Source organism: Streptomyces auratus (genome assembly GCF_050433025.1).
Classification (GTDB): domain Bacteria; phylum Actinomycetota; class Actinomycetes; order Streptomycetales; family Streptomycetaceae; genus Streptomyces; species Streptomyces sioyaensis.
Window position 1 is genome coordinate 3,793,760 of sequence record NZ_JBNGCB010000001.1, and the last position, 24,696, is coordinate 3,818,455.

Below are 24,696 nucleotides of genomic sequence, written 5' to 3' on the forward strand. Positions count from 1 at the left end.
CATTGCCGGGGCGCCGGGGCGCAGCGCACGGCGCGATGAAGCCCTGTCTTCCTACGCATCCGCGCCGTCACGCCCCAACCGCCCCGGCGGCCGGCGCCCGGCCGTACTCTGATCAACGGGCCGCACGGCCTGCGGGCCACCGGGCCCGGCCGCCCACCGGCGACGACGAACGCGAGGAGCTGTCCATGCCCGAGCAGAGCCCGTTCGACCTGGCGGAAGGCGATCCCTTCGGCCCGCACAACCTCCCCTACGGCGTCTTCAGCACGGCCGACGCACCCGGCCGGCACCGCATCGGCGTCCGCTACGGCGACCGGGTCCTCGATCTGAGTGCCCTGCCGAGCGCCCTGCCCGCCGCCATCCATCCGCACGCCGAACTGCTCGCGGCACCGACCCTCAACCCGCTGCTGGCGGCCGGCCGGCCCGTCTGGCAGCAGATCCGCGCGGCCGTCCGCAGCGCCGTGAGCGACCCCGCGCACCGCGACGAAGTGGCACCGCTGTTCCACCCGTTGGACGAGGTCACCCTGCACCTCCCCTTCGAGGTCGCCGATTACGTCGACTTCTACTCCAGCGAGCACCACGCCACCAACGTCGGCCGGATCTTCCGCCCCAACGACGCGGCGCTGCCCCCCAACTGGAAGCATCTGCCGATCGGCTACCACGGCCGGGCGGGCACCGTCGTCCCCACCGGCACCCCGGTCGTACGGCCCCAGGGCCAGCGCAAGGCTCCCGACGAGGAGCTGCCGTCCTTCGGTCCGTCCCTCCGCCTCGACATCGAGGCCGAGGTCGGCTTCGTCGTCGGCACCCCCTCCACGCTCCACGAGCCGGTCGGCCTCGGCTCCTTCCGCGACCACGTCTTCGGCGTCTGCCTGGTGAACGACTGGTCCGCACGCGACATCCAGGCCTGGGAGTACGTGCCGCTCGGCCCGTTCCTCGGCAAGTCCTTCGCCACCTCCGTCTCCGCCTGGATCACCCCGCTGGACGCCCTCGACGAGGCCCGTACGCCGCCGCCCGCCCGGGACTTCCCGCTGCTGCCCTACCTCGACGACTCGGCGGCGGAGCCGGGCGGCATCGACCTCCGGATCGAGGTGCGGATCAACGGCGAGACCGTCTCCCGGCCGCCGTTCTCGGCCATGTACTGGACCGCGGCCCAGCAGCTCGCCCATATGACCGTCAACGGCGCCTCGCTGCGCACCGGCGATCTGTTCGCCTCCGGCACGGTCTCCGGGCCCGACCCCGATCAGCTCGGCTGCCTGCTCGAACTCACCCACGGCAAGGGCCCCTACCTCCAGGACGGCGACGAGGTCACCCTCGCCGCCTGGGCACCCGGCCCGGACGGAGCCCGGATCGGGCTGGGCGAGGTCAGCGGCCGCGTCCTGCCCGCGGTATGACCCTCGCGCCGCTCACCCTCCCGGAGGAGCTGCTGCTGCTCGCCCTCGAACCGGTCCGCGGCCGGCCCCGGAACAACTCCCGGCATCTGCAGTGGGGGCTGGCCGGCGCGGCGCTGGCCGAGCTGGAGGAGGCGGGGCGGCTCACCGTGGAGCGCGGCGGCCGGATCACGGTGGTCAATCCGCTGCCGCCGGGCGATCCGGTGCTGGACGGCGCGCTGGCGGCACTGCCGGCGCCGGCCAAGCAGCGCCGGGGCGTCCCCGCCCGGCGCTGGGTGCAGCGCGCCGGCCGGCCGGTCCAGGAGCTGTGCCTGCGGCGGCTGGTGGCGCGCGGGGCACTGCGCAGGGAGTCCCGGCGCGCGCTTGGCCTCTTCCCGTACGAGCGTTTCCCGGCCGGGGCGGTGGATCTTGCGGGCCCGGTCCGGGAGCGCTTCGCGGCGGCATCGGCCGCGGGGTTCCCGGACCGCCGCAGCCGGGTGCTCGCCGCACTGGTCTCGGCGACCGACCTGGACCGCAAGATCCTGGCGGGCCGCGAGCACCGCGCCGCCCGCCGCACGATGAAGCGGCTCGCGCAGGAGATGGCGACGGCGCATGCGGTCGAGCGCGCGGTACGGGCGGACAAGTCGTCGGGAGGGGACTGAACCGACCCGGTGCCCCTTATCCCCCTCTCCATCCCCTTGCGTCCGTCTCTCCCTACCCGGGCGTCCGCGCCTACGTCACAGCCCCACACCAACTCCGTACCGGCGCTGCCGCAATCACGAGGACGGCTCGAACGAGGACCGGTGCCGCTGTTAGCCTCGCGTCACTCTGACCCACGACCTAGGAGATGTACGTGCGCAAGGCAGCGCAGATCGCCGGGGCGGCAGCCATCGCCGCGATGCTGCTCAGCGGCTGCGGAAGCAGCGGCGACACCGGCAGCGACAGCAAGCCGAGCAAGGCGCCGCAGGATGCGCCGTCGACTCCGGGAGGCGCCGACAAGCCCGCGGGCGCCGGCGCGGTCGAGGGTGCCTGGAAGGCCGGCTCGGGCAGCAAGCCGCTGATCCTCGTGGTCAGCAAGGGCACCGTCGCCTTCAGCAACGGGCACAAGGCCGCCTGCCTGGGCAAGGTCCAGGAGATGGGCGGGGTGACCATGGCCGCCCTCAAGTGCACCGACGGGGACACCACCCGCACCATGGGCACCCTCAAGCCCGGCGCGGACGGCAAGACCCTGACCGTCGACTGGAAGAACGGCCCCACCGAGAAGTTCACCAAGTCCAGCGACGGCAGCGTGAAGATCCCCGACATGCCGCAGCTGCCGAGCGGGATGCCCAAGAGCTGACCTCTGCGCCCTACGGCAACGGCCGTCGCCCGGAGCCCCCCGAGGGTTCCGGACGACGGCCGTTGCCGTGCCGCCGAGCCGCGCTCAGCGCACGAAGACCCCGGCATGGCCGGCCAGATCGAGGAAGTACTGCGGCGCCAGGCCGAGCACCAGGGTGGCGGTGACGCCGATGGCGATGGCGGTGGTCGTCAGCGGGCTGGGCACCGCGACGGTCGGGCCGTCCGCCTTGGGCTCGTTGAAGAACATCAGCACGATGACGCGGATGTAGAAGAACGCGGCGATGGCGGAGGAGAGCACACCGACCACCACCAGCCAGCCCGCACCGCTCTGGGCCGCCGCCTTGAAGACCGCGAACTTCCCGGCGAAACCGGAGGTCAGCGGGATGCCCGCGAAGGCCAGCAGGAAGACCGCGAAGACCGCGGCCACCAGCGGCGAACGCCGCCCGAGCCCGGCCCACTTGGACAGCGCGGTGGCCTCGCCGCCCGCATCCCGCACCAGGGTGACCACGGCGAAGGCGCCGAGCGTCACGAAGGAGTAGGCGGCGAGGTAGAAGAGCACCGAGGAGACGCCGTCCTCGCTGGTGGCGACGACACCGGCGAGGATGAACCCGGCGTGCGCGATGGAGGAGTAGGCCAGCAGCCGCTTGATGTCGGTCTGGGTGATGGCGACGATCGCGCCGCCCAGCATCGTGATGATCGCGACGCCCCACATCACCGGCCGCCAGTCCCAGCGCATCCCCGGCAGTACGACATACAACAGGCGCAGCAGCGCACCGAAGGCCGCGACCTTGGTGGCGGCCGCCATGAAGCCGGTGACCGGGGTCGGGGCGCCCTGGTAGACGTCCGGGGTCCACATGTGGAACGGGACCGCGCCGACCTTGAACAGCAGCCCCATCAGCACCAACGCCGCGCCGATCAGCAGCAGTGCGTCATTGCCCATCGTGCCGGCCAGCGCCGGATCGATCTGCTTGGCGCCGTCCGAGACCACCTCGGCGATCCCGGCGTAGCCGACCGTGCCCGCGTAGCCGTAGAGCAGGGCCACGCCGAACAGCAGGAAGGCCGAGGAGAAGGCGCCGAGGAGGAAGTACTTCACCGCGGCCTCCTGCGACAGCAGCCGCTGGCGGCGGGCCAGCGCACACAGGATGTACAGCGGGAGGGAGAAGACCTCCAGCGCGATGAAGAGCGTCAGCAGGTCGTTGGCCGCCGGGAAGATCAGCATGCCGCCGACCGCGAAGAGCATGATCGGGAAGACCTCGGTGGTGGTGAACCCGGCCTTGACCGCGGCTTGTTCGGCCGGGCCACCGGGGACGGCCGCGGGCTGTGCGGCGAAGGAGTCCACCCGTCCCCAAGCTCTCAACTTCGTTCGAGCAGGGGATGCCCCACCGCCGTGCGCCGCGGGTTCGAGCCGGCGCTCGGCGAAGGTGAAGACGGCGATCAGGGACACCAGCAGGATCGTGCCCTGGAGGAACAGCGCGGGTCCGTCGACGGCGATGGCGCCCATCGCGGCGATATGCGCCTTGGACGAGCCGAAGCCGCCCGCAGCCAGGCCGATCACCGCGGCGAACGCGGCGGCCAGCGCCACCAGCGACAGCAACAGCTGGGAGTAGTAGCGGTTGCGGCGCGGGACCAGCGCCTCGATCAGGATGCCGATCACCGCCGCACCGAGGACGATCAGCGTCGGCGACAGCTCGGTGTACTCGATGTGCGGCGCCGGGATCTTGCCCGGTGCGCCGGCCGCCACTGTCCACAGGCTGTGGACACTTGCCACGGAACTCACTTCGCGGCCTCCACGTCTTGATCACGCACGGCGTGGCCGTGCCGGCCTCCGCCGGGCACGGCGTCCACCTGCACAGTGGGCTTGGGATCCTTCTTGTCCACGACGGACAGGGTGTGGTCGACCGCCGGATTGACCAGGTCGGTGAGCGGCTTGGGGTACACCCCGAGGAAGAGCAGCAGCGCGATCAGCGGCGCCACCACGACCAGCTCCCGCACCCGGAGGTCGGGCATGCCGGTCACCTCGGACTTCACCGGCCCGGTCATCGTCCGCTGGTAGAGCACGAGGACGTACAACGCGGCGAGCACGATGCCGAGGGTGGCGATGATGCCGATCACCGGATAGCGGCTGAACGTGCCGACCAGGACCAGGAATTCGCTGATGAACGGGGCCAGACCGGGCAGTGAGAGGGTGGCCAGACCGCCGACGAGGAACGTACCGGCGAGGATCGGGGCGACCTTCTGGACGCCGCCGTAGTCCGCGATCAGCCGGGAGCCGCGGCGGCTGATCAGGAAGCCGGCCACCAGCATCAGCGCGGCGGTCGAAATGCCGTGGTTGACCATGTAGAGCGTCGCGCCGCCCTGGCCCTGGGAGGTCATCGCGAAGATGCCCAGGATGATGAAGCCGAAGTGGGAGATCGAGGCGTAGGCGATCAGACGCTTGATGTCCCGCTGGGCGACCGCCAGCAGCGCGCCGTAGAGCACGCCGATGAGCGCGAGCACCAGGATGGCGGGCGTCGCCCAGCTGCTGGCCTGCGGGAAGAGCTGGAGGCAGTAGCGGAGCATCGCGAAGGTGCCGACCTTGTCGACCACCGCCGTGATCAGCACCGCGACCGGCGCGGTGGACTCGCCCATGGCGCCCGGCAGCCAGGTGTGCAGCGGCCACAGCGGCGCCTTCACCGCGAAGGCGAAGAAGAAGCCGAGGAAGAGCAGCCGCTCGGTGCCGGTGCCGATATGCAGCCTGCCGGCCGCCCGCGCCTCGACGATCTGCTGGAGCGAGAAGGTGCCACTGCCGAGCTGGTCGGCGGTGACGGCGTAGAGCCCGATCACCGCGGCCAGCATGATCAGTCCGCCGGCGAGGTTGTAGAGCAGGAACTTCACCGCGGCGTACGACCGCCGGCTCGCGGCCTCGTCCTCGCCGTCGCCGCCGGCCCGGTCCCCGAAGCCGCCGATGAGGAAGTACATCGGGATCAGCATGGCTTCGAAGAAGATGTAGAAGACGAAGACGTCGGTGGCCTCGAAGGAGATGACCACCATCGCCTCGACGGCCAGGATCAGCGCGAAGAAGCCCTGGGTGGGCCGCCAGCGCCGGTTGGGCGTGGCCTCTTCCAGGGGGTCGGCGTCATGCCAGCCGGCCAGGATGATGAAGGGGATCAGCAGGGTGGTCAGGGCGATCAGGGCGACCGCGATGCCGTCCACGCCGAGTTCGTAACGGACACCGAAGTCGCTGATCCAGGCGTGCGATTCGGTGAACTGGTAGGGGCTCTTCGAACCGGGGTCGAAGCGGAACGCGACCACCAGCGCCAGCGCGAAGGTGGCCAGGGAGACCAGCAGCGCGAGCCACTTGGCCGCGGTGCGCTTGGCGGCGGGCAGCGCGGCGGTGGCGATCGCACCGGCCGCCGGCACCACGGCCACCACCGTCAGCAGGGGAAACGACATGGCTCAGACACCCCTCATCAGCAGGGTCGCGGCGACGAGAACGGCGGCGCCGCCCAGCATCTGGACCGCGTAGGAACGGACGAAGCCGGTCTGCAACTGGCGCAGCAGGCCGGAGAGTCCGCCCATCGAGGCCGCCGTGCCGTTGACCGCACCGTCCACCAGGGAGCGGTCGAGCTGGACGAGGGTGCCGGTGACCTGCTCACCCCCGCGGACGAAGACGACGTGGTTGAAGTCGTCCTGGAGCAGATCGCGGCGGGCCGCCCGGGTCAGCAGCGAGCCGCGCGGGGCGAGCGCCGGGACGGGCCTGCGGCCGTACATCCCCCAGGCGATGCCGACCCCGATGACCAGCACCACCATCGTGGCGGCGGTGACGGTGGTGGCGCTGACCGGGGAATGACCGTGCGCGAACGAGGTGACCGGCTCCAGCCACTTCACAAAGATCTCGTTGATGCTGAACAGCCCGCCGGCGAAGACCGAGCCGATGGCGAGCACGATCATCGGGATCGTCATGACCTTGGGCGACTCGTGCGGATGCACCTCGGTGGGGTCCCAGCGCTTCTCGCCGAAGAACGTCATCAGCATCACCCGCGTCATGTAGAAGGCGGTGATCGCGGCGCCGAGGAGGGCCGCGCCGCCGAGGATCCAGCCCTCGGTGCCGCCCCGGGCGAACGCCGCCTCGATGATCTTGTCCTTGGAGAAGAAGCCGGACAGCCCGGGGAAGCCGATGATCGCCAGATAGCCGAGGCCGAAGGTGATGAAGGTGACCGGCATGTACGTGCGCAGGCCGCCGTAACGGCGCATGTCCACCTCGTCGTTCATGCCGTGCATCACGGAGCCGGCGCCGAGGAAGAGGCCCGCCTTGAAGAAGCCGTGGGTGACCAGGTGCATGATCGCGAACGCGTAGCCGATCGGGCCGAGCCCGGCGGCCAGGATCATGTATCCGATCTGCGACATCGTCGAGCCGGCCAGCGCCTTCTTGATGTCGTCCTTGGCGCAACCGACGATCGCACCGAAGAGCAGGGTGACCGCGCCCACCACGACGACCGCCAGCTGGGCGGTCGGCGCGGCATTGAAGATCACCCCGGAGCGGGTGATCAGATACACGCCGGCGGTGACCATCGTGGCCGCGTGGATCAGAGCCGAGACCGGGGTCGGGCCCTCCATCGCGTCACCGAGCCAGGACTGCAGCGGCACCTGGGCCGACTTGCCGCAGGCGGCCAGCAGCAGCAACAGCCCGAGGGCGGTCAGCGTGCCCTGGCCGGTGCGGTCGGTGGCCGCGAACACCGGGGCGAAGGCGAAGGTCCCGAACGTCGTGAACATCAGCATGATCGCGATGGACAGGCCCATGTCGCCGACCCGGTTGACCAGGAACGCCTTCTTGGCGGCGGTGGCCGCGCTCGGCTTGTGCTGCCAGAAGCCGATGAGGAGGTACGAGGCGAGGCCGACGCCCTCCCAGCCGGCGTACAGCAGGAGGTAGTTGTCGGCGAGGACGAGCAGCAGCATCGCCGCGAGGAAGAGATTGAGATAGCCGAAGAAGCGGCGGCGCCGCTCGTCGTGCGCCATATAGCCGATCGAGTAGAGGTGGATCAGTGATCCGACACCGGTGATCAGCAGGACGAAGGTCATCGACAACTGGTCGAGCTGGAAGGCGACGTCGGCACGGAAGCCGCCGACCGGGATCCAGGTGAACAGCTGCTGATGCAGGGCACGGTCCCCGGCGCCCTTGCCGAGCATGTCGGCGAAGAGCACCGCCCCGAGGGCGAACGACGCCACCGCGAACAGCGTGCCGATGAGGGGGCCGGTGCGGTCGAGTCGTTTACCGCCGCACAACAGCAGGGCCGCACCGACCAGCGGTGCCGCGACAAGCAGCGCGATCAAGTTCTCCACTTTGTGCGACCCCTTACAGCTTCATCAGGCTGGCGTCGTCGACCGAGGCCGTATGACGGGTGCGGAAGATCGACACGATGATGGCCAGGCCGACCACGACCTCGGCCGCCGCGACGACCATGGTGAAGAAGGCGATGATCTGGCCGTCCAGATTCCCGTGCATCCGCGAGAAGGTGACGAAGGCGAGATTGCAGGCGTTGAGCATCAGCTCGATGCACATGAACACCACGATGGCGTTCCGCCTGATCAGCACCCCGGCCGCGCCGATGGTGAACAACAGGGCGGCGAGATAGAGGTAGTTGACCGGGTTCATTTCTTGGCCCCCTCCTTGTGCTCCTTCGATCCCGGGCCACCGGACGGCGGGGGCCCGGACTCGTCCTCGGCGCTCCGGCCCAACCAGTCCTCGGAGCGCTGCTCCAGCGCCTTGAGTTCGGCGAGCGACTCACCGGAGACATCGCGGACCTGGCCCCGCTCGCGCAGCGTCGGGCTGACGCTCAGCTCGGACGTGGTGCCGTCCGGCAGCAGGCCCGGGATGTCGACGGCGTTGTGCCGGGCGTAGACACCCGGAGCGGGCAGCGGCGGCACCTGCTTGCCCTCGCGGACCCGCGCCTCGGACTGCTCACGCTGGGTCCGGGCGCGCTCCGTACGCTCCCGGTGGGTGAGCACCATCGCGCCGACGGCCGCCGTGATCAGCAGGGCGCCGGTGATTTCGAAGGCGAAGACGTACTTGGTGAAGATGAGCGCGGCCAGGCCCTGCACATTGCCGCCGGCGTTGGCCTCGCCCAGGCCGTTGAACTCCCGCAGCGAGGCGTTGCCGATACCGGCGATCAAGAGGATGCCGAAGCCGATGCCCGCCGCGGCGGCGAGCCACCGCTGACCCTTGAGCGTCTCCTTGAGGGAGTCCGCGGCCGTGACGCCGACGAGCATGACGACGAAGAGGAACAGCATCATGATCGCGCCCGTGTAGACGACGATCTGGACGACACCGAGGAAGTACGCGCCGTTGGCGAGATAGAAGACCGCCAGGACGATCATGGTCCCGGCGAGCGAAAGAGCGCTGTGCACGGCCCGCTTCATCAGGATCGTGCCCAGCGCGCCGCCGACGGCGACGATGCCCAGGATCCAGAACTGCACGGCCTCGCCGGTGGAGGTCAGGGAGGCCGCGGCGGCCAGAGAGGTCATGCCGTCGCCCCCTTGCCCTCGGACTCCGGCTTCTCGCCCTTGGAGACCGCGACCTGACGGACGGTCCCCGGTGCGGCCTCGCTCACCAGGCCCTGGTAGTAGTCCTTCTCCGTCATGCCGGGGTAGATCGCATGCGGGGTGTCGACCATCCTGTCCTCCAGGCCCGCGAGCAGCTCCTCCTTGGTGTAGATGAGCGATTCGCGGGACCGGTCGGCGAGTTCGTACTCATTGGTCATGGTCAGTGCGCGGGTCGGACAGGCCTCCACGCACAGGCCGCACAGGATGCAGCGCAGATAGTTGATCTGGTAGACGCGGCCGTAGCGCTCGCCCGGGGAGTAGCGCTCCTCGTCGGTGTTGTCCGCGCCCTCGACATAGATCGCGTCCGCCGGGCAGGCCCAGGCGCACAGCTCGCAGCCGATGCACTTCTCCAGGCCGTCCGGATGGCGGTTGAGCTGGTGGCGACCGTGGAAGCGCGGCGCCGTCGGCTTCTTCTCCTCCGGATACTGCTCGGTCAGCCGCTTCTTGAACATGGCCTTGAAGGTCACGCCGAAGCCGGCCACGGGGTTCTGGAACTCAGGCACCGTCGCCCCCCTTTCCCTCGTGGGCATTTTCGTCACTGACAGTGTCCACCCGACCACTGACAATCAACTCTCGGTCGCCGCCGCGCGGTCGTCGGCGGGGCACCGGCGGCAGGCTCTGTCCGGGCAGCGGCGGCACCGGGAACCCGCCGGCCATCGGGTCGAAGGCCCCGTCGCCGTCGGTCTCCTCCGCCGCCTCACCACGCCGGAAGAAGTCCACGAGCAGCGAGATCAGCAACAGCAGGATGGCGCCGCCGGCGACGTACAGCACGATCTGGGAGAAGTTGTAGCCCTCGTTCTTCAGCGCCCGGACGGTGGCGACCAGCATCAGCCAGACCAGCGAGACCGGGATGAGGACCTTCCAGCCCAGCTTCATGAACTGGTCGTAGCGCACGCGGGGAAGGGTGCCGCGCAGCCAGATGAAGAAGAACAGCAGCAGCTGCACCTTGAGGGTGAACCAGAGCAGCGGCCACCAGCCGTGGTTGGCGCCTTCCCAGAACGTGGAGATGGGCCAGGGTGCCCGCCAGCCGCCCAGGAAGAGGGTGATCGCGACCGCCGAGACGGTGACCATGTTGACGTACTCGGCGAGCATGAACATCGCGAACTTGATCGACGAGTACTCGGTGTTGAAGCCGCCGACGAGGTCGCCCTCGGACTCCGGCATGTCGAACGGCGCGCGGTTGGTCTCGCCCACCATCGCGACGATGTAGATGATGAAGGACACCGGCAGCAGCAAAACGAACCACCGGTTCTGCTGCGACTCCACGATGGTCGACGTCGACATCGACCCGGAGTAGAGGAACACCGCCGCGAACGACATCCCCATCGCGATCTCGTACGAGATCATCTGCGCACAGGAGCGCAGCCCGCCCAGCAGCGGATAGGTCGAACCGGACGACCAGCCGGCCAGCACGATGCCGTAGATGCCGATCGAGGCCGTGGCCAGGATGTAGAGGATGCCGATCGGCAGGTCGGTCAGCTGCATCGGGGTGCGGACCCCGAGGATCGAGACCTCGTTGCCCGCGGGGCCGAAGGGGATCACCGCGATCGCCATGAAGGCCGGGATGGCCGCCACCACGGGCGCGAGGAGATAGACCACCTTGTCGGCCCGCTTGACGACGAGGTCCTCCTTCAGCATCAGCTTGATGCCGTCGGCGAGGGACTGGAGCATGCCCCAGGGCCCGTGCCGGTTGGGGCCGATGCGCAGCTGCATCCAGGCGACGACCTTGCGTTCCCAGACGATCGAGAACAGCACCGTCAGCATCAGGAACGCGAAGCAGAAGACCGCCTTGATGACCACGAGCCACCACGGGTCGTGGCCGAACAGCGACAGGTCTTCCCGGGCCAGCGCGCCGCCGGCGGCGAGTTGATCGAGCTGCAGCCTCATGCGTCCACCTCCTCGGCCGACTCCGGCAGGCCCGGGGCGGCGGAGATCTTCACCAGGTCACCGGGGTGCGCCCCGGTGTCGGCGGCGACGCCACCGCCCATGGAGTTCAGCGGCAGCCACACCACCCGGTCGGGCATCGGCGTGACCTTGAGCGGCAGGTGCACCGAGCCGGCCGGTCCGGTCACCGCGAGCAGGTCGCCGTCCTTGACCCCGGTCTCCTGCGCGGTGGTCTGCGACAGCCGGGCGAGCGCGGCATGCCGGGTACCGGCCAGCGCCTCGTCGCCTTCCTGGAGCAGCCCCTGGTCCAGCAGGAGCCGGTGGCCGGCGAGGACGGCCTCGCCGCTGTCGGGCCGGGGCAGCGCCCGCCCCGCCTCCCTGGGCTCCTCGGCGTACGGACCGTCCCAGCCGCCGAGCCGGTCCAGTTCGCGCCGTACGGCGCGGACGTCCGGCAGGCCCAGATGGACGTCGAGGGCATCGGCGAGCATGTGCAGCACCCGGGAGTCGGGCTGCAGATGCCGGCGGGTCATCTGGTCCGGCTTGAGCGCCGCCTCGAACAGCCGCGCCCGGCCCTCCCAGTTGAGGAACGTGCCGGACTTCTCCACGACGGCCGCCACCGGAAGGACCACATCCGCCCGCTCGGTGACCTGCGAGGGCCGCAGCTCCAGGCTGACCAGGAAGCCGACCGCGTCCAAAGCGGTCAGCGCCCGGGCCGGGTCCGGCAGGTCCGCGACCTCGACGCCCCCGACCAGCAGCGCACCGAGCTCCCCGGTAGCCGCGGCCTCGATGATCTGGCCGGTGTCCCGGCCGTGCCGGTGCGGCAGCGCGGCCACGCCCCAGGCGGCGGCGACCTCGTCGCGGGCCCGCGGGTCGGTGGCCGGCCGGCCGCCGGGCAGCAGACCGGGCAGCGCACCGGCCTCGACGGCGCCGCGTTCCCCGGCCCGGCGCGGGATCCACACCAGGTGGGCGCCGGTGGCGGTGGCGGCGCGGACCGCGGCGGTCAGTGCGCCGGGCGCCGACGCCAGCCGCTCACCGACGACGATCACCGAGCCGTCCGCACGCAGCGCCTCGGCCGCGGCCTGCCCCTCGCCGTCCAGGCCGACCCCGCCCGCAAGCGCGTCCAGCCATTCGGTCTCGGTGCCGGGCGCGGCCGGCAGCAGCGTGCCGCCGGCCTTGATCAGGCCGCGCGAGGCGTAACTTGCCAGCCCGAACGTGCGCTGTCCGCTCTTGCGGTGCGCCTTGCGCAGCCGCAGGAAGACGCCGGGGGCCTCCTCCTCGGCCTCGATACCGGCCAGCAGGACGGCCGGTGCCTTCTCCAGCGCGGTGTACGTGACGCCACGGCCGTCCAGGTCCCGGCCCCGGCCGGCGACCCGGGCCGCCAGGAAGTCCGCCTCCTCGGCGCTGTGCACCCGGGCCCGGAAGTCGATGTCGTGGGTGTCCAGCGCGATCCGGGCGAACTTGGCGTAGGCGTAGGCGTCCTCGACGGTCAGCCGGCCGCCGGTCAGCACGCCGGCCCGCCCCTTGGCCGCGGCCAGCCCGCGGGCCGCCGCCTGAAGTGCCGCCGGCCAGCTCGCCGGCTCCAGTTCACCGGTCTCCTGGTTGCGCACCAGGGGGTGCTCCAGCCGGTCGCGCTGCTGGGCGTACCGGAACGCGAACCGCCCCTTGTCGCAGATCCACTCCTCGTTGACCTCGGGGTCGTTGGCCGCCAGCCGTCGCAGGACCTTGCCGCGCCGGTGGTCCGTACGCGTCGCACAGCCGCCCGCGCAGTGCTCGCACACCGACGGCGAGGAGACCAGGTCGAAGGGGCGGGAGCGGAAGCGGTACGCGGCGGAGGTGAGCGCGCCGACCGGGCAGATCTGGATGGTGTTGCCGGAGAAGTACGACTCGAAGGGGTCGCCCTCCCCCGTGCCGACCTGCTGGAGGGCGCCGCGTTCGAGCAGCTCGATCATCGGGTCGCCGGCGATCTGGTTGCTGAAACGGGTGCAGCGCGCGCACAGCACGCACCGCTCGCGGTCCAGCAGCACCTGCGTCGAGATCGGCACCGGCTTCTCGAAGGTGCGCTTCTTGCCCTCGAAGCGCGACTCCGGGTCGCCGACCTGCATCGCCTGGTTCTGCAGCGGGCACTCGCCGCCCTTGTCGCAGACCGGGCAGTCCAGCGGGTGGTTGATCAGCAGCAGCTCCATCACGCCGCGCTGGGCCTTCTCGGCCACCGGGGAGGTCAGCTGCGACTTGACGACCATGCCGTCGGTGCAGGTGATGGTGCACGAGGCCATCGGCTTGCGCTGGCCCTCGACCTCGACGATGCACTGCCGGCAGGCGCCCGCCGGGTCCAGCAGCGGGTGGTCGCAGAAGCGCGGGATCTCGATGCCGAGGAGTTCGGCGGCGCGGATGACCAGCGTCCCCTTGGGGACGGAGATCTCGATGCCGTCGATCGTCAGGGTGACGAGGTCCTCCGGCGGGATCGCCGCCTCGCCGCCCCCGGTGGGGCCCGTGGCGGAGCCGCTGTTCGACCCCGTGGTCGTGACGGTCATGCATTCACCCCCAGGTGAGCGTCGTTGTCGCCCCAGAGGGTCGACTTGGCGGGGTCGAACGGGCAGCCCTTGCCGGTGATGTGCTGCTCGTACTCCTCGCGGAAGTACTTCAGCGAGGAGAAGATCGGCGAGGCCGCGCCGTCGCCGAGCGCGCAGAAGGACTTGCCGTTGATGTTGTCGGCGATGTCGTCGATCTTGTCGAGGTCGCCCAGTTCCCCCTTGCCGGCCTCGATGTCGCGCAGCAACTGCACCAGCCAGTACGTGCCTTCACGGCAGGGCGTGCACTTGCCGCAGGACTCGTGCGCATAGAACTCGGTCCAGCGGGTGACCGCCCGTACGACGCAGGTGGTCTCGTCGAAGCACTGGAGCGCCTTGGTGCCGAGCATCGAGCCGGCCGCGCCGACGCCCTCGTAGTCGAGGGGGACATCGAGGTGCTCGTCGGTGAACATCGGTGTCGAGGAGCCGCCCGGGGTCCAGAACTTCAGGCGGTGGCCGCGGCGCATCCCGCCGCTCATGTCCAGCAGCTGGCGCAGCGTGATGCCCAGCGGGGCCTCGTACTGGCCGGGGCGGGCGACATGGCCGCTGAGCGAGTAGAGCGTGAAGCCCGGGGACTTCTCACTGCCCATCGACCGGAACCAGTCCTTGCCCCGGTTCATGATCGCGGGAACCGACGCGATGGACTCGACGTTGTTCACCACAGTGGGGCAGGCGTACAGGCCCGCCACCGCCGGGAAGGGGGGACGCAGCCGGGGCTGTCCGCGAAGGCCCTCCAGGGAGTCCAGCAGCGCGGTCTCCTCACCGCAGATGTACGCGCCGGCGCCCGCGTGCACGATCACATCCAGGTCGAGTCCCGAGCCGAGGATGTTCTTCCCGAGGAAGCCCGCCGCGTAGGCCTCGCGCACGGCTTCGTGCAGCCGGCGCAGGACGGGGACGACCTCCCCGCGCAGATAGATGAAGGCGTGGTGCGACCGGATCGCATGGCAGGCGATCACGATGCCCTCGATGAGGGAGTGCGGGTTGGCGAAGAGGAGCGGGATGTCCTTGCAGGTCCCGGGCTCCGACTCATCGGCGTTGACCACGAGATAGTGCGGTTTGCCGTCGCCCTGCGGGATGAACTGCCACTTCATCCCGGTGGGGAAGCCGGCGCCGCCGCGGCCGCGCAGCCCGGAGTCCTTGACGTAGGCGATGACGTCGTCCGGGGGCATCGCGAGCGCCTTGCGCAGGCCCTCGTAGCCCTCGTGCCGGCGGTAGGTCTCCAGCGTCCAGGATTCGGGCTGGTCCCAGAAGGCGGACAGGACCGGTGCGAGGAGCTTCTCGGGGCTGGCCTCGCCGCCGGCCTCGGGCCGGGAGGCGCCCCCGTGCTCGGCTGCCACTGTCATCACTCCCCCTCCTCTGCTGCGGGCCCGGCCGGGTGGTCGTCGTCGGAGGCCGAGGTCTCGTGCGGTGCGTCGTGCGAACTGGGGTGGCCCGGGGGCGCCTGGGCGTCGGCCTGGCCGGAGGGCGGTTCCTCGGCGGGGGCGTGCGCCGTACGGGGCGCGACGACGTGGTCGACGCGTCCGGGGGCGACCTCCCCCTTGGCCAGCCGCAGGCCGATCAGGGAGGCGGGCCCCGCGCCGCCGGTGGCCTGGACGGCCCCGGGGCGCTCGTCGGGGAATCCCGCGAGCATCCGGGCCGTCTGCCGGAAGGTGCACAGCGGTGCGCCGCGGGTGGGCTCGACGGTCCGGCCGGCCCGCAGGTCGTCGACCAGCTCACGGGCGGACTGCGGGGTCTGGTTGTCGAAGAACTCCCAGTTGACCATCACGACCGGGGCGAAGTCGCAGGCCGCGTTGCACTCGATGTGTTCGAGGGTGACCGCGCCGTCCTCGGTGGTCTCGCCGTTGCCGACGCCGAGGTACTCCTTGAGGTCCTCGAAGATGGCGTCGCCGCCCATCACCGCGCACAGGGTGTTGGTGCAGACGCCGACCTGGTAGTCACCGCTCGCCTTGCGGCGGTACATGGAGTAGAAGGTCGAGACCGCGGTGACCTCGGCGGTGGTCAGGTCGAGCAGCTCGGCGCAGAAGCGGATGCCGGTCCGGGTGACGTGCCCTTCCTCGGCCTGGACGAGGTGCAGCAGCGGCAGCAGCGCCGAACGCGCGCCGGGGTAGCGGGCGATCACCTCCTTGGCGTCCGCTTCGAGCCGGGCCCGGACGTCCGCCGGGTAGTCGGGGGCGGGGAGCGCGGGCATTCCCAGCTGCACGTCGTGGTTTGCCTCGGTGGCGTTCACCGGTCGACGCCTCCCATCACGGGGTCGATGGACGCGACGGCGACGATGACGTCGGCGACCTGGCCGCCCTCGCACATCGCCGCCATGGCCTGGAGATTGGTGAAGGACGGGTCGCGGAAGTGCACCCGGTAGGGGCGGGTGCCGCCGTCGCTGACCGCATGCACGCCCAGCTCGCCCTTGGGGGACTCGACGGCCGCGTAGGCCTGTCCCGGCGGGACCCGGAAGCCCTCGGTGACCAGCTTGAAGTGGTGGATCAGGGCCTCCATCGAGGTGCCCATGATCTTCTTGATGTGGTCGAGGGAGTTGCCGAGGCCGTCCGGGCCGAGGGCCAGCTGGGCGGGCCAGGCGATCTTCTTGTCCGCGACCATCACCGGGCCGGGTGCCAGCCGGTCCAGGCACTGCTCGACGATCCGCAGCGACTGGCGCATCTCCTCCAGCCGGATCAGGAACCGGCCGTAGGCGTCGCAGGTGTCGGCGGTCGGCACCTCGAAGTCGTAGTCCTCGTAGCCGCAGTACGGCTGCGACTTGCGCAGATCGTGCGGGAGTCCGGCGGCGCGGACGATCGGACCGGTGGCGCCGGTGGCCATGCAGCCGGCCAGATCGAGATAGCCGATGCCTTCCATCCGGCCCTTGAAGACGGGGTTGCCGGTGGCGAGCTTGTCGTACTCGCCGAGGTTCTTCCGCATCTTCTTGACGAACTCCCGCACCTGGTCGACCGCCCCGGGGGGCAGGTCCTGGGCGAGGCCGCCGGGGCGGATGTAGGCGTGGTTCATCCGCAGGCCGGTGATCAGCTCGTAGATGTCGAGGATGAGCTCGCGGTCGCGGAAGCCGTAGATCATGATCGTGGTGGCGCCCAGCTCCATACCGCCGGTGGCGATGCACACCAGGTGGGAGGAGAGCCGGTTGAGCTCCATCAGCAGCACCCGGATCACCGTGGCGCGGTCGGGGATGTCGCCGGTGATGCCGAGCAGCTTCTCCACGGCCAGGCAGTAGGCCGTCTCGTTGAAGAAGGGGGTGAGGTAATCCATCCTCGTGACGAAGGTGGTGCCCTGCGTCCAGGTCCGGAATTCGAGGTTCTTCTCGATGCCGGTGTGCAGATAGCCGATGCCGCAGCGGGCCTCGGTGACGGTCTCGCCGTCGATCTCCAGGATCAGCCGGAGCACGCCGTGGGTGGAGGGGTGCTGTGGCCCCATGTTGACGATGATCCGCTCGTCGTCGGACTTCACGGCGGCGGCCGCGATCTCGTCCCAGTCCCCACCGGAGACGTTGTAGACGGTCCCCTCGGTGGTCTCCCGGGCGAGGGACTGCTGGGTGTCGAAGTCGCTCGCCGTGCGGTGGCCGTTCGAGGAGTGCGAGTGCGGTGCAGTAGTCATCAGCTGTACGACCTCCGCTGGTCGGGAGCCGGAATCTGGGCGCCCTTGTACTCGACGGGAATCCCTCCGAGCGGGTAGTCCTTGCGCTGCGGGAAGCCCTGCCAGTCGTCCGGCATCATGATCCGGGTCAGCGCCGGGTGGCCGTCGAAGACGATCCCGAAGAAGTCGTAGGTCTCGCGCTCGTGCCAGTCGTTGGTCGGATAGACCTCCACCAGCGAGGGCAGGTGCGGGTCCGCGTCCGGGGCCGAGACCTCCAGCCGGAGCAGCCGGTTGTGGGTGATCGAGCGCAGGTGGTAGACCGCGTGCAGCTCGCGGCCCGGGTCGCCCGGGAAGTGGACTCCGCTCACGCCCGTACACAGCTCGAAGCGGAGCGCCGGGTCGTCGCGCAGGATCCTGGCGACCGCCGGCAGCGCGCCGCGCTCGATGTGGAAGGTCAGCTCCGCGCGGTCGACGACGGTCTTCTCGATGACGTTCTCGGGGACCAGGCCCGCTTCGTCGAGGGCGCCCTCCAGCTCGTCGGCGATCTCGTCGAATTCCCCGTAGCCGTCCGACCCGGCCGGTCCGCCGTACGGCCGGCTGCTCGCGCCGGGCAGCCGGACGGTCCGGACGAGGCCGCCGTAGCCGGTGGTGTCGCCGCCGTTGTTGGCGCCGAACATCCCGCGGCGGGTGCCGATCACCTCGCCGGTGTCCTCGCGCTGCGCGGGCACGGCCTCTTCCTGGCCGGCCGGCTCGCCGGAACCCTCGGGGTTCTTCTGCTCACTCACTGCAGCAGCCCCTTCATCTCGATCAGCGGGAGCGCCTTGAGCGCCGCTTCCTCCGCCTCACGGGCGGCCTGCTCCCGATTGACCCCGAGCTTCGTGTGCTGGATCTTCTGGTGCAGCTTGAGAATGGCGTCCATCAGCATCTCGGGACGCGGCGGGCAGCCCGGGAGATAGATGTCGACGGGCACGATGTGGTCGACGCCCTGCACGATCGCGTAGTTGTTGAACATGCCGCCCGATGAGGCGCAAACCCCCATGGAGATCACCCACTTCGGGTCCGGCATCTGGTCGTAGACCTGCCGCAGCACGGGCGCCATCTTCTGGCTCACCCGGCCGGCCACGATCATCAGGTCCGCCTGCCGCGGTGAGCCGCGGAAGACCTCCATGCCGAAGCGGGCCAGGTCATAGCGCCCGGCGCCGGTCGTCATCATCTCGATGGCGCAGCAGGCCAGCCCGAAGGTCGCGGGGAAGACCGAGGATTTGCGCACCCAGCCCGCGGCCTGCTCGACAGTGGTCAGCAAAAAGCCGCTGGGCAGCTTCTCTTCCAGTCCCATGTGTGCCCCCTAGTCCCATTCCAGGCCGCCACGACGCCAGACGTAGGCGTAGGCGACGAAGACGGTGAGCGCGAAGAGGAGCATCTCGACGAGCCCGAAAAGTCCCAGGGCGTCGAAGGTGACGGCCCAGGGATAGAGGAAGACGATCTCGATGTCGAAGACGATGAAGAGCATCGCCGTCAGGTAGTACTTGATCGGGAAGCGGCCACCACCGGACGGATGTGGCGTCGGCTCGATCCCGCACTCGTACGCCTCGAGCTTGGCCCGGTTGTAACGCCTGGGCCCGACGAGGGTGGCCATCACGACGGAGAAGATCGCAAAGCCTGCCCCGAGGGCTCCCAGTACGAGGATGGGCGCGTAAGCGTTCACCGTCCTCGCTCCCTTCAGTCGACGATGACTGGATGGCGGTCCGCTCGGGCCCTCTGATCGCCCCGTGGAGATCGTGCACATGTGAGGCAGTTCACAAGCCCGAGCCGCCTGCATCTTATGCCCGTCGGTCTGTGATCTGCGACACGGGGATGACCCACGCCTTTGTGATCTCCACCACCCAGCGAAGGATCATGAAGTCGGATGAGCGGTGATCTTCATACGCGAAGCGCGCGAGTGATCACGAGAGGTGACATTCGCCTGGGTTACCGCTGGTCAGGGTGGGGTTGCCCATATCAAGTGAGGGGCGCTACGGGCAAATTGGCGCTGGACGCGGTCAACTGCTAGTGGAGGTCGGGCCGTAGAAGTGATCCGCTCGTGACCCGACCGTGATCACCGGTACGTGCTTCGGTTCACGAGCGGCGGCCGATGTCAGATCACGGGAACATAACGGACACTCAAGAGTGACCTATCCCACGCTATTTCACGGGCTAAGTCCTTGACGGCCGGGAAGCCTTGGCGTGGCGGAGTGGGAAGTGGTAGGCGCCCGCCGGACCCGCATCGAGCAGCAAATGCCATGCGTAGGAGCATGATCGCCGAATCCGGACATCCCGTCGCGCGCTCGACGGGCGGGCAAAAAGTCCCCTTTGCTCGTCGCGTACATGCCAGGTGTGGCGCACTGCACCTTTGTTGGCAGCAACCTGCGGCTCCTGATAGCCGTAGTTGCCATGTCCCCGAACGCACTCATACCCAGCCACCGGAAGCCCCGCCGTCCTTCCGCGTCCTCGCGGGCGCTGCGTGCAGGAGTGACCGGTGGCTTCCTCACCCTCGCGGTGACCGGCGCCACCGTGCCGGCCAACGCCGCGGAAAAGCCCGTCTCCGAAACCCAGGAGATGCCGACGATCACGACGGCGCTGGCCACCAGCGCCGCGAAGAGCGCCGACACCGCTGAGCAGGTCGCGTTCAACTACGAGCGTCAGGCACTCCAGGACAGCGCCTTCTCCAAGGCCGCCAAGTCCGCGGAGAAGCACAAGGCCGAGGCCGTGAAGAAGGCCAAGGCCGAGGCCAAGAAGAAGGCCGAGGAAGCCCGCAAGGCCAAGGAGGCCGCGCAGGCCCGTGCGTCGCGCTCCTCCGAGCGGACGACCCTGTCCGCACCGTCCTCCGCCACCGGCACCTCCGCCACCCTCGTCTCCTTCCTGAAGGCGCAGCTCGGCAAGGCGTACGTGCTCGGCGCCACCGGCTCCTCGGCGTACGACTGCTCCGGCCTGACCCAGGCCGCGTTCAAGCAGGTCGGTATCGACCTGCCGCGGGTCTCGCAGGACCAGTCCACCGCCGGCACCCAGGTCGGCCTGGACAACCTCCAGGTCGGCGACATCCTGTACTGGGGCAGCGCGGGCAGCGCCTACCACGTCGGTGTCTACATCGGTGACGGCAAGTTCATCGGTGCCCAGAACCCCAGCACCGGCATCGTCGAGCGCCCGCTCAGCTACGACATGCCGACCGGCGCGGTGCGCGTCCTCTAGGACCGCCGCGCACCCGGTGCCGCACAAGGGCCGTTTCTCTCGCCGCTCGGGAGGGACGGTCCTTCGGCATGCCGTCCACCGGGCTCGTCGGCGGCTTGCACCGGCTCGGCGGGCTCGTCGGCGGCCTGCGCGTGCCCGGCGCCCGACGGGTCGGCCATGCCGTCCTGCGGGCCATTCGCGCCGCGCAGCGCCACGATCGCGCCACGTACGGGTCGAAGTCCGCCCGTAGGAGCGACCGATGAACGGTGCGGAACGTTGCACCTCTCGCCATATGCCGCACATGTCCCCCCCAAGGGCGCCGTGCGGCATCCGTAGAGAGAGGACACGCGCTCCGATGAACATCCCCCGCACCGCCCGCCGGACCGTCACCCGGGCCGCTACGGCTGCCGCACTGGCCACCGCCCTCGGCCTGGGCGCCGTCCCCACCGCGACCGCGACCGCCCCGGCCGCCGCCCCGCACGCCGTACGGACCCCGGGCACCGACCCGCACGGCGGCTGGCACCAGGACGGACTGCGGCTGAAGGCCGCCGACAACCGGAAGGTGGACGCCTTCGTGGCCCGCGCCCGGCGGGCCGAGCGCTCCATCAGCCCCCAGGTCCGCGCGATCGCCCGGATCAGCCATGCCGAGCTGGTCGGCTTCGACCAGCGGCTGAAGTCGCCGGACTCGCTCAAGCGCAAGGTCGCCACCCGGATGCACGAGTCGCCGGGGCAGTCCGTCGACAGCTCGCTCGCCATGATCAATGACGCGGTCCGCTACACGCTCCAGTGGCCGGCCGGCAAATACAGCCAGGGCGTGCACACCGCGGCCGGCCTGCTGTCCGCCTGGGGAAACGACTCCACCCGCTGGTCCAACACCTGGAACCGGACCAACGGCTACAAAGGGATCAACTCCGCCTGGCGCGCGCCCCGCTCCGGCCAGCTCTTCGAGGTGCAGTTCCACACGCCCCAGAGCAAGGCGGCCCAGCTGCAGACGCACAAGCTGTACGAGGAGCAGCGGCTGCCGGGCACCCCGCCCGCGCGGGTGCGCGAGCTCCAGGAGCAGCAGAACGCGATCTTCGCGGCGGTGCCGGTCCCGGCGGGCGCCGAGCGGCTGACCGCCCCGGCCCACCGGGTGGCCGACCCGTCCCGCCACCGGCCGGCCCCTGACCCGGCACGCCACCTGCCGGCTCCGGCCCACGTCCCCGTCGGCTGACCGACCGGCCCGGCCCACGTCCCGTCGGCTGACCGGACCGGTCCGGCACGGCGCCACCGGCACTCACCCGCAGGTGGCGCCGTGGCCGGCCGCGGCACATCCGGCCGTGGCCGACCGGGGCACGTACGGGCCGCGGCCGGCCGGCGGATCACCAGCCCGCGCCCGCCGGCTGCTTGGTGGTCGCGTTGAGCCGGTTGAAGAGGTTGGTGACCCCGATCGTCAGGATGATCGCCGCCAGCTGCCGCTCGTCGAAGTGGTCGGCGGCCTCGTCCCAGACGGCGTCCGGCACCGGGTCGGCGCTGTCGGCGAGCCGGGTGGCCGCCTCGGTGAGCGCCAGGGCCGCGCGCTCGGCGTCCGAGAAGTACGGCGCCTCCCGCCAGGCCGCCACCGCGAACAGCCACTCGTCGCTCACCCCGTTCTTCCGGGCGCTCTTGACGCCCCCGTCGACGCAGAAGCTGCAGCCGTTGATCTGGCTGGCGCGCAGATGCACCAGCTCCAGGGTCGCCTCCGGCACCCCGCCCTGACGCGTCGCCTTGAACACGTCGAGCAGGGGCTGCATGGCCTCGGGGAGGACCACTGCGGGGTTCTTCATCCGTGCGTTCATCACTGCTCTCCTCCGGAGATTCCGTCGTTGTCGCACTGACGGATCCCGGCCGGAGAATGTGACGGCGGCGGCCCGGAAAATTTCCCGGACCGCCGCCGACGACGCTCAGCGGGCCGGCACCGGGCCTCCGCCCGGTGCCGGCCCGTAGGTCACGCCTTCGGTGCGACCTTGCTCAGACCGTTGATGATGCGGTCCATCGCGTCACCGCCCGTGGGGTCGGTGAGGTTGGCGAGCATCTTGAGGGTGAAGCGCATCAGCAGCGGGTGGGTCAGCCCGCGCTGGGTGGCGACCTTCATGACCTTGGGGTTGCCGATGAGCTTCACAAAGGCGCGGCCGAGGGAGTAGTAGCCGCCGTAGGTGTCCTTGAGGATCTTCGGGTAGCGCTGCAGGGCCAGCTCGCGCTGTGCGTACGTGGCACGGGCGTGCGCCTGCACGATGACCTCGGCCGCGATCGCGCCGGACTCCATGGCGTAGGCGATGCCCTCGCCGTTGAACGGGTTGACCAGCCCACCCGCGTCACCGACCAGCAGCAGGCCCTTGGTGTAGTGCGGCTGCCGGTTGAAGGCCATGGGGAGCGCGGCGCCGCGGATCGGGCCGGTCATGTTCTCCGGCGTGTACCCCCAGTCCTCGGGCATCGACGCGCACCAGGCCTTGAGGATCTCGCGCCAGTCCAGCTCCCGGAAGGCGGAGCTGGAGTTGAGGATGCCGAGGCCGACGTTGCTCGTCCCGTCGCCCATGCCGAAGATCCAGCCGTAGCCGGGCAGCAGCCGGTCCTGGGCGCCGCGGCGGTCCCACAGCTCCAGCCAGGACTCCAGGTAGTCGTCGTCGTGCCGGGGCGAGGTGAAGTACGTCCGCACGGCCACGCCCATGGGGCGGTCCTCGCGCCGGTGCAGCCCCATGGCCAGCGAGAGCCGGGTGGAGTTGCCGTCGGCGGCGACGACGAGCGGGGCGTGGAAGGTGACCGGGGTCTTCTCGTCGCCCAGCTTGGCGTGGACGCCGGTGATGTGGCCGGTCAGCTCGTGGACGATCGGCGCGCCGACGTTGCAGCGCTCGTACAGCCGCGCGCCGGCCTTCTGCGCCTGCCGGGCCAGCTGCTCGTCGAAGTCGTCGCGCTTGCGGACCAGTCCGTAGTCCGGGTACGAGGCCAGCTCCGGCCAGTCGAGCTGGAGCCGGGAGCCGCCGCCGATGATCCGCAGGCCCTTGTTGCGCAGCCAGCCCGCTTCCTCGGAGATGTCGATGCCCATCGCGACCAGCTGCTTGGTGGCGCGCGGGGTGAGCCCGTCGCCGCAGACCTTCTCGCGCGGGAAGGCGGTCTTCTCCAGCAGGAGCACGTCCAGACCGGACTTGGCGAGGTGATAGGCGGTCGCCGAGCCGGCGGGCCCGGCACCGACGACGATCACGTCCGCGCTGTGCTCCGAGCGGGCTGTGGTCACGGAATCGGTCACGGACGCGGACTCGGTCACGGTGCTGTCTCCCGGAAGTCGATATCTGGATTTCTGGGTGCCGACCGGCACCGGGCACGGGCAGTCTATGGGGGCCGTGGTGAGCGGAACCTGAAGGGTTGTGCCGTGACCTCCGTGTGCGGCGGGCCGGGCCCGCACCGCCCGCGAACCGCCCGCTGCCCGCTGCTTGCTGCCGTCAGCTCCCGGCCGGCTTGCGCCCCCGGTGCAGTGCCACGACGCCGCCGGTCAGATTGCGCCAGGCCACCCCGGTCCAGCCCACGCCCTGGAGCCGGGCGGCGAGTTCGGGCTGGTTCGGCCAGGTGCGGATGGACTCGGCGAGATAGACGTAGGCGTCCGGGTTGCTGCTGACCGCACGGGCGACCGGCGGCAGCGCACGCATCAGGTACTCGGTGTAGACGGTCCTGAACGGCGCCCAGGTCGGCTCGCTGAACTCGCAGATCACCAGGCGTCCGCCGGGCTTGGTGACCCGGTAGAGCTCCGCCAGCGCGGCATCGGTGTCCTGGATGTTGCGCAGCCCGAAGGAGATGGTGACGGCGTCGAACACCCCGTCCGCGAACGGCAGCCGGGTGCCGTCACCGGCCGTGAACGGCAGCCACGGGCGGCGCTTCTTGCCCTCGCCCAGCATGCCGACGGAGAAGTCGCAGGGCACGACGTACGCACCGGCCCCGGCGAACGGCAGCGAGGAGGTGCCCGTACCGGCCGCGAGGTCGAGCACCCGCTCGGCGGGGCGGGCGGCCACCGCCCGCTCCACCTCCTTGCGCCACAGCCGCGCCTGCCCCAGGGAGAGGACATCGTTGGTGAGGTCGTACCGTGCCGCCACGTCGTCGAACATCGCGGCGACTTCGTGCGGCTGCTTGTCCAGGGATGCTCGGGTCACCCGGCCATTGTCCACCGTGCCCGG

At 70.3% G+C, this 24,696-nt stretch carries 22 protein-coding genes; 5 read left to right on the top strand and 17 right to left on the bottom strand.

Annotation, left to right across the window (positions count from 1 at the left end; all coding sequences use genetic code 11):
* Window positions 1-185 precede the first annotated feature (185 nt).
* The 3 genes from fahA to BKA18_RS16410 all read left to right on the top strand — a co-directional run bounded on the left by fahA (window position 186) and on the right by BKA18_RS16410 (window position 2,703).
* Window positions 186-1,388: a fumarylacetoacetase gene (gene fahA / locus BKA18_RS16400; protein WP_006604827.1), complete on the top strand. Its 1,203-nt coding sequence runs from the start codon at window positions 186-188 to the stop codon at window positions 1,386-1,388.
* Window positions 1,385-2,026, top strand: coding sequence for a GOLPH3/VPS74 family protein (locus BKA18_RS16405; RefSeq protein WP_366047684.1), 642 nt, complete (start codon window positions 1,385-1,387; stop codon window positions 2,024-2,026). The genes fahA and BKA18_RS16405 overlap by 4 nt, the downstream gene beginning before the upstream one ends.
* Before the next feature lie 185 nt (window positions 2,027-2,211).
* Window positions 2,212-2,703 carry a hypothetical protein gene (locus BKA18_RS16410; protein WP_429638336.1) on the top strand — a complete coding sequence of 164 codons (492 nt, stop codon included), beginning with the start codon at window positions 2,212-2,214 and terminating at the stop codon, window positions 2,701-2,703.
* An 84-nt stretch (window positions 2,704-2,787) separates the two neighbouring features.
* Here BKA18_RS16410 and nuoN read toward each other — a convergent pair whose 3' ends face one another.
* The 14 genes from nuoN to BKA18_RS16480 are packed head-to-tail and all read right to left on the bottom strand — an operon-like array spanning window position 2,788 to window position 19,016.
* A complete protein-coding gene (nuoN, locus tag BKA18_RS16415; RefSeq protein WP_366047682.1) occupies window positions 2,788-4,479 on the bottom strand; it encodes an NADH-quinone oxidoreductase subunit NuoN in 1,692 nt (563 codons plus the stop codon).
* Window positions 4,476-6,134 (bottom strand): NADH-quinone oxidoreductase subunit M, encoded by a 1,659-nt coding sequence (locus tag BKA18_RS16420; RefSeq protein WP_366047681.1) that lies wholly within the window; start codon window positions 6,132-6,134, stop codon window positions 4,476-4,478. The genes nuoN and BKA18_RS16420 overlap by 4 nt, the downstream gene beginning before the upstream one ends.
* Window positions 6,135-6,137: 3 nt before the next feature.
* Entirely contained in the window at window positions 6,138-8,021 is a 1,884-nt protein-coding gene (gene nuoL / locus BKA18_RS16425) for an NADH-quinone oxidoreductase subunit L (RefSeq protein WP_006604822.1), read from the bottom strand.
* A 13-nt stretch (window positions 8,022-8,034) separates the two neighbouring features.
* A complete protein-coding gene (gene nuoK / locus BKA18_RS16430) occupies window positions 8,035-8,334 on the bottom strand; it encodes an NADH-quinone oxidoreductase subunit NuoK (protein WP_006604821.1) in 300 nt (99 codons plus the stop codon).
* Window positions 8,331-9,203: an NADH-quinone oxidoreductase subunit J gene (locus tag BKA18_RS16435; protein WP_366047680.1), complete on the bottom strand. Its 873-nt coding sequence runs from the start codon at window positions 9,201-9,203 to the stop codon at window positions 8,331-8,333. Before BKA18_RS16435 ends, nuoK begins: the two co-directional genes overlap by 4 nt.
* Window positions 9,200-9,811: an NADH-quinone oxidoreductase subunit NuoI gene (gene nuoI, locus BKA18_RS16440; protein WP_429638337.1), complete on the bottom strand. Its 612-nt coding sequence runs from the start codon at window positions 9,809-9,811 to the stop codon at window positions 9,200-9,202. The genes BKA18_RS16435 and nuoI overlap by 4 nt, the downstream gene beginning before the upstream one ends.
* The gene (gene nuoH / locus BKA18_RS16445; protein WP_366047679.1) at window positions 9,777-11,168 is read right to left on the bottom strand and encodes an NADH-quinone oxidoreductase subunit NuoH; all 1,392 of its coding nucleotides are present in this window, start codon (window positions 11,166-11,168) and stop codon (window positions 9,777-9,779) included. The genes nuoI and nuoH overlap by 35 nt, the downstream gene beginning before the upstream one ends.
* The gene (locus BKA18_RS16450) at window positions 11,165-13,696 is read right to left on the bottom strand and encodes an NADH-quinone oxidoreductase subunit G (protein ID WP_366047678.1); all 2,532 of its coding nucleotides are present in this window, start codon (window positions 13,694-13,696) and stop codon (window positions 11,165-11,167) included. Before BKA18_RS16450 ends, nuoH begins: the two co-directional genes overlap by 4 nt.
* Entirely contained in the window at window positions 13,693-15,075 is a 1,383-nt protein-coding gene (nuoF, locus tag BKA18_RS16455; RefSeq protein WP_006604816.1) for an NADH-quinone oxidoreductase subunit NuoF, read from the bottom strand. Before nuoF ends, BKA18_RS16450 begins: the two co-directional genes overlap by 4 nt.
* On the bottom strand, window positions 15,075-15,920 hold the full coding sequence (gene nuoE / locus BKA18_RS16460; protein ID WP_366047736.1) for an NADH-quinone oxidoreductase subunit NuoE: 846 nt from the start codon (window positions 15,918-15,920) through the stop codon (window positions 15,075-15,077). The genes nuoF and nuoE overlap by 1 nt, the downstream gene beginning before the upstream one ends.
* A gap of 35 nt (window positions 15,921-15,955) precedes the next feature.
* On the bottom strand, window positions 15,956-17,332 hold the full coding sequence (locus BKA18_RS16465; protein WP_093483853.1) for an NADH-quinone oxidoreductase subunit D: 1,377 nt from the start codon (window positions 17,330-17,332) through the stop codon (window positions 15,956-15,958).
* Window positions 17,332-18,096, bottom strand: a complete 765-nt coding sequence (locus BKA18_RS16470) for an NADH-quinone oxidoreductase subunit C (RefSeq protein ID WP_366047677.1) — start codon at window positions 18,094-18,096, stop codon at window positions 17,332-17,334. The genes BKA18_RS16465 and BKA18_RS16470 overlap by 1 nt, the downstream gene beginning before the upstream one ends.
* Window positions 18,093-18,647: a NuoB/complex I 20 kDa subunit family protein gene (locus tag BKA18_RS16475; RefSeq protein WP_366047676.1), complete on the bottom strand. Its 555-nt coding sequence runs from the start codon at window positions 18,645-18,647 to the stop codon at window positions 18,093-18,095. The genes BKA18_RS16470 and BKA18_RS16475 overlap by 4 nt, the downstream gene beginning before the upstream one ends.
* A 9-nt stretch (window positions 18,648-18,656) precedes the next feature.
* Complete coding sequence (locus BKA18_RS16480) at window positions 18,657-19,016, bottom strand: NADH-quinone oxidoreductase subunit A (RefSeq protein WP_006604811.1); 360 nt, start codon at window positions 19,014-19,016, stop codon at window positions 18,657-18,659.
* 725 nt (window positions 19,017-19,741) lie between these two features.
* On the opposite strand from BKA18_RS16480, the gene BKA18_RS16485 reads away from it, so the two are divergent.
* Together BKA18_RS16485 and BKA18_RS16490 are read left to right on the top strand one after the other, a co-directional pair.
* Window positions 19,742-20,536, top strand: coding sequence for a C40 family peptidase (locus BKA18_RS16485; protein WP_366047675.1), 795 nt, complete (start codon window positions 19,742-19,744; stop codon window positions 20,534-20,536).
* A 334-nt stretch (window positions 20,537-20,870) separates the two neighbouring features.
* Complete coding sequence (locus BKA18_RS16490; RefSeq protein WP_366047674.1) at window positions 20,871-21,728, top strand: ATP nucleotide 3'-pyrophosphokinase; 858 nt, start codon at window positions 20,871-20,873, stop codon at window positions 21,726-21,728.
* A gap of 148 nt (window positions 21,729-21,876) precedes the next feature.
* Here the strand turns inward: BKA18_RS16490 and BKA18_RS16495 are convergent, their stop codons facing one another.
* The 3 genes from BKA18_RS16495 to BKA18_RS16505 form a co-directional block, all read right to left on the bottom strand.
* Window positions 21,877-22,332 (bottom strand): carboxymuconolactone decarboxylase family protein, encoded by a 456-nt coding sequence (locus BKA18_RS16495; protein WP_366047673.1) that lies wholly within the window; start codon window positions 22,330-22,332, stop codon window positions 21,877-21,879.
* A gap of 149 nt (window positions 22,333-22,481) precedes the next feature.
* Window positions 22,482-23,846: a geranylgeranyl reductase family protein gene (locus tag BKA18_RS16500; protein WP_144044215.1), complete on the bottom strand. Its 1,365-nt coding sequence runs from the start codon at window positions 23,844-23,846 to the stop codon at window positions 22,482-22,484.
* Window positions 23,847-23,970: 124 nt separating this feature from the next.
* A complete protein-coding gene (locus tag BKA18_RS16505) occupies window positions 23,971-24,672 on the bottom strand; it encodes a demethylmenaquinone methyltransferase (protein ID WP_366047672.1) in 702 nt (233 codons plus the stop codon).
* Window positions 24,673-24,696 lie beyond the last annotated feature (24 nt).

What these genes read in the sequence shown, in the direction of transcription:
- fahA (WP_006604827.1), top strand. Translation starts at nt 186, where the DNA reads ATGCCCGAGCAGAGCCCGTTCGACCTGGCGGAAGGCGATCCCTTCGGC.
- BKA18_RS16405 (WP_366047684.1), top strand. Translation starts at nt 1,385, where the DNA reads ATGACCCTCGCGCCGCTCACCCTCCCGGAGGAGCTGCTGCTGCTCGCC.
- BKA18_RS16410 (WP_429638336.1), top strand. Translation starts at nt 2,212, where the DNA reads ATGTACGTGCGCAAGGCAGCGCAGATCGCCGGGGCGGCAGCCATCGCC.
- BKA18_RS16420 (WP_366047681.1), bottom strand. Translation starts at nt 6,134, where the DNA reads ATGTCGTTTCCCCTGCTGACGGTGGTGGCCGTGGTGCCGGCGGCCGGT.
- nuoK (WP_006604821.1), bottom strand. Translation starts at nt 8,334, where the DNA reads ATGAACCCGGTCAACTACCTCTATCTCGCCGCCCTGTTGTTCACCATC.
- BKA18_RS16435 (WP_366047680.1), bottom strand. Translation starts at nt 9,203, where the DNA reads ATGACCTCTCTGGCCGCCGCGGCCTCCCTGACCTCCACCGGCGAGGCC.
- nuoI (WP_429638337.1), bottom strand. Translation starts at nt 9,811, where the DNA reads ATGCCCACGAGGGAAAGGGGGGCGACGGTGCCTGAGTTCCAGAACCCC.
- nuoH (WP_366047679.1), bottom strand. Translation starts at nt 11,168, where the DNA reads ATGAGGCTGCAGCTCGATCAACTCGCCGCCGGCGGCGCGCTGGCCCGG.
- BKA18_RS16450 (WP_366047678.1), bottom strand. Translation starts at nt 13,696, where the DNA reads ATGACCGTCACGACCACGGGGTCGAACAGCGGCTCCGCCACGGGCCCC.
- nuoF (WP_006604816.1), bottom strand. Translation starts at nt 15,075, where the DNA reads ATGACAGTGGCAGCCGAGCACGGGGGCGCCTCCCGGCCCGAGGCCGGC.
- nuoE (WP_366047736.1), bottom strand. Translation starts at nt 15,920, where the DNA reads ATGCCCGCGCTCCCCGCCCCCGACTACCCGGCGGACGTCCGGGCCCGG.
- BKA18_RS16465 (WP_093483853.1), bottom strand. Translation starts at nt 17,332, where the DNA reads ATGACTACTGCACCGCACTCGCACTCCTCGAACGGCCACCGCACGGCG.
- BKA18_RS16475 (WP_366047676.1), bottom strand. Translation starts at nt 18,647, where the DNA reads ATGGGACTGGAAGAGAAGCTGCCCAGCGGCTTTTTGCTGACCACTGTC.
- BKA18_RS16485 (WP_366047675.1), top strand. Translation starts at nt 19,742, where the DNA reads ATGTCCCCGAACGCACTCATACCCAGCCACCGGAAGCCCCGCCGTCCT.
- BKA18_RS16490 (WP_366047674.1), top strand. Translation starts at nt 20,871, where the DNA reads ATGAACATCCCCCGCACCGCCCGCCGGACCGTCACCCGGGCCGCTACG.
- BKA18_RS16495 (WP_366047673.1), bottom strand. Translation starts at nt 22,332, where the DNA reads ATGAACGCACGGATGAAGAACCCCGCAGTGGTCCTCCCCGAGGCCATG.